Origin of the sequence: Aurantimonas sp. A2-1-M11, assembly GCF_036549475.1 — a bacterium.
Lineage (GTDB): Bacteria > Pseudomonadota > Alphaproteobacteria > Rhizobiales > Rhizobiaceae > Aurantimonas.
Genome location: NZ_JAZHLI010000149.1, coordinates 1 through 3,608, shown reverse-complemented (window position 1 = coordinate 3,608; position 3,608 = coordinate 1). Strand labels below are relative to the sequence as shown.

Here is a 3,608-nt window from a genome sequence, read left to right as displayed (position 1 = left end):
TCTCGAAGCCGTCGAGTTTGCCACCCTCGAATGGGTCGATTGGTTCAATCATCGCCGGCTGCTCGAACCGATCGGCAACCTCCCGCCCGCCGAGGCGGAAGCCGCCTACTACGTCAAGCTTGAGGCCGTGCCGATAGCCGCGTAGGACTCAAACTAAATGGTCTCCGGGAAACCCGGGGCGGTTCAACGGCGAATGCGGATTGAGAGCTGTGGCACCCTTTGCGCGGAAAGCTCTACGGCCTGCTCCCCACACCGCTCGTTCGCGTTCGGCGGCCGCGATCTTTTCGGCAAGGTCATTGGTTGCGTCTTCCATGGGGCAAACCTCAACTGCTACTCGATCTCTCGCCAGCGCTTAATCCCAACCATCCGTAACTCGCCATCGCTGCACCTGAAGAAGTTCCTCAATCCCGTGCGGAGTTCGGAGCTAGAGGGCTTCATCTCCATCTGACCGTTGTAGGACAGTTCGCCGCGCCCCTTTCGACCTTCGATGGTCTCGAACTCGATCTCACGATCAGTCGGCGGTTCCGTTGATCCGCCCCCACTGACGGGTCCGGTTTGAATGTTAGTGGATCGTCGGCCGTTGAGCCAGCGAACGGGGTGTGGGCGCTGATGCGAATGGCGACAGGAAGACTTCCGGCGCCGGTGGCCTGTATCCGAGTGAGGAGTGCGGACGCACGGTGTTGTAGTGGCGCCGCCAGCTCTCGACGATGATCTTGGCCTCGGCGAGGGTGTAGAATATCTCGCCGTTCAGAAGCTCGTCGCGCAGGCGAGCGTTGAAGCTTTCGACGAAGCCGTTCTCCCAGGGGCTACCGGGCGCGATGTAAGCGGTCCTCGCCCCGACGTCGGCGATCCATTTCCGCACGACCTTGGCGATGAACTCGGGGCCGTTGTCGGACCGTATGTTCTCCGGCACCCCGTGGAGGATGAAGAGGTCTGTCAGGACGTTGCGGCGCGACAATCAGGGTGAGAACACGTATTGCCTCATCCGAGGATGCTCCTGAGGGATCAGGTCGTTGCCTCAGCAAAATGCTCCTGAGTATGCTCGTTCTCGCTGGACTCAGGGCTCGACGGTTCTTGATGACCTCTGGCGCGCGGAGCCGCTACATTGCGCAGCGGGTCAGAGGTCATCATCGGGTTCGCATCCCCGCTTCCTGCGAACACGAGTGCCTTGGCCATGTCGCCTCTCCAGATTTTCAGGCGGCGCTGCACGGTGCGAAGCAACGCGTCAGGATAGGCATTCGGATGGGCGACCTGAAGCCTGGACAGAAGTTCCCGCCCGGTTCGCGACGGGGCCTCGTCGAACCACGCCTTGAGATCGTCGGTAACCTCTGCGAGCGGATCGGGACGGCGCCTGCCTCTCGGAGCTGACGGCTTTTTGCGCGACGTCGGCCGGATTTCGCCCTCCTTCCAGGCATGGCGCAAACCGTTGAAGAAAGCTTCGACGTCCGCCTTTGGATTGCCTTCGCTTTCCAAAGGCGGCGTCGCATCGGCCAGTGCCGTCAACCTTGCCTGCGCCTGGCGGATGTCATGGAGCAGGACGACCGGATCGAGTTGTGCGAACTGTACCGCAAGCTCGTCCTTGGCGGCCGGTGCGACCGCAGGATGAGCCTGCACACGCTGGAACGGTGTCAGCGGCGGATGATACCGCTTCGTCACCCGGCCACCGTCACGAGTCTTCTCCATCAGCTTGAACGATGGCTGGAAGAAGTTCACGTAGAGCCGCACGCTGCGATAAAGACGTCCCAGCTCGGTGGCTGCGGCGACGCCGGTGTATCTGCGGTAGCCGACCATCCGTCGCACGATGGCGCCATTCTTTTGCTCGACATGGGCCTGGTCATTCTTGCGATAGGGTCGCGAGCGGGTGAACTCGACCTGCTCTCCTTCACACCAGCCCTTGATCGTCTCGTTCATAAAGACGCTGTCATTGTCCGTATCGAAGCCGAGCAGGGGAAACGGCAGCGCGGGGCGCAGCGCGGTCATTACCTCGCTGAGGAGGCGCTGCTCGCGAAACAAAAGCGGCGCACATTCTGTCCATCCTGTCGCCACGTCGGTGAGAGTCAGCGTCTGCACGAAGCTCCCGCTCGCCGACGGGCCGCTGTGCGCGACAAGATCCGCTTCCATGTAGCCGGGCGCGGGGTCGTTCCAGTCCGCATACGTCCGGATGGGCACGCTCCGTCGCACCGCCGAGGAATGCGCAGTCCGCCGACGTTTGTCGCCCGAACCGGCAGCCCGTACAGGGGCGAGCACTCTATCGATCGTGGCTGCGCTGATCTCAAGCAGCCGGATGCGTACATTCTCGTCCAGCGCCAGATGACCATGCTGCTCCATCGCCGGAACCAGCAGCGGGATGAGAGGCTTCAACCGCTTCCCGCATATCCGGTCGGCCGCTTCCCATAGAACAACCAGCGCCTCTCGCACAGCTTCGCTATAAACTCGCCGCCCAGGCCGTGGCTGCGACCGATCCACGACATGTTGCCGCCGAAGAAGCCGTTCCGCATGCTTGCGGTGATACCCCGAAATCTCCGCGAATTCCGTCAGAATCCGCCCTTTCTCCGCTCGGGTCGCCCCACGATATCGCGCCACCACCGCCGCCAGTAGCTCGTTTCTTGTGCCCATGCTGATCCGTCTCATTCCTGCCCCCGAACAGAACCGCTCCGGGAACATTTCTAATGATGCAACGGCACGATCTTCAGCAACAGTTCAGGCGAGGCAATGCGGCTTCTCATCCAGATTGTCGCGCTACAGGACGTCGACGACATCGGTAGAATCGAGCTTGCGGTCGATCCGGATGGCGAGCGCCTCGTGAGTGAACTCGTCGATCACGTTCAGCATTCGGTACTTTCTCCCTTCATGGGTTCGGTCCTCGACGAAATCGTAGGACCACACATGGTTGGGCCGCTCGGCACGCAGACGGATGTAGGACCCGTCGTTCAGCCAGAGCCGGCCTCGTTTAGGTTGCTTGGCGGGAACCTTCAGCCCCTCGCGCCGCCAGATGCGCTCGACCCGTTTGTCGTTGACGACCCAACCCGCTTGGCTGCGCAGAAGCGCGGCGATACGGCGGTAGCCGTAGCGACCATAGCGACGGGCGAGTTCGACGATGTCCTCGGTCAGTTGCCCCTCGTCATCCCGGCCATGGGGCCGGCGCCGCTGCGTCGAGCGATGCTGGCCAAGGGCTTGGCAGACCCGGCGTTCGGAGACCTTCTTCGGCAGAACCGAGCGGACGTAATCGATGCAGGCGCGGCGACGCGCGGGGCTTAGAAGTTTCCCCGGGACGCCTCCGAAAGGATCAGCTTGTCCAGCGTCAGATCGGCTACCGCCCTGCGCAGCCGCTCGTTCTCCTTCTGCAGATCCTTCATCTGGCGGAGCTGGTCACGGCTCATCCCGCCATACTCCTTGCGCCAGCGGTAGAAGGTCAGCTCCGACACGCCGATCTGGCGAACGGCATCGGCCATCGCCACTCCCTGTCCGCGCAGGACTTCAACCTGCCGAAGCTTCGTAGTTCGCCCTGAAAAACCCTTGGATGCCCTGTGCTTCAGGGATTCCCATCGGGTTTGAAGTATTGGAGAATGCCGGAAACCGATCCTGACCCGATTGATTTCCGGTGTTTT

The 3,608-nt window shown here is 62.0% G+C and carries 1 protein-coding gene and 3 pseudogenes; 1 reads left to right on the top strand and 3 read right to left on the bottom strand.

What is annotated here, in order from left to right; genetic code table 11:
* Positions 1 to 145: pseudogene (locus tag VQ042_RS25000) on the top strand (IS3 family transposase); the annotation flags it as partial.
* Between the two features lie 417 nt (positions 146 to 562).
* Here the strand turns inward: VQ042_RS25000 and VQ042_RS24995 are convergent.
* The 3 genes and pseudogenes from VQ042_RS24995 to VQ042_RS24985 all read right to left on the bottom strand — a co-directional run.
* Positions 563 to 946 (bottom strand): annotated as a pseudogene (locus tag VQ042_RS24995) (integrase core domain-containing protein); the annotation flags it as partial.
* 59 nt (positions 947 to 1,005) lie between these two features.
* On the bottom strand, positions 1,006 to 2,631 hold the full coding sequence (locus VQ042_RS24990; RefSeq protein ID WP_442880234.1) for a transposase: 1,626 nt from the start codon (positions 2,629 to 2,631) through the stop codon (positions 1,006 to 1,008).
* Positions 2,632 to 2,742: 111 nt separating this feature from the next.
* Positions 2,743 to 3,536 (bottom strand): annotated as a pseudogene (locus VQ042_RS24985) (IS3 family transposase); the annotation flags it as partial.
* Positions 3,537 to 3,608 lie beyond the last annotated feature (72 nt).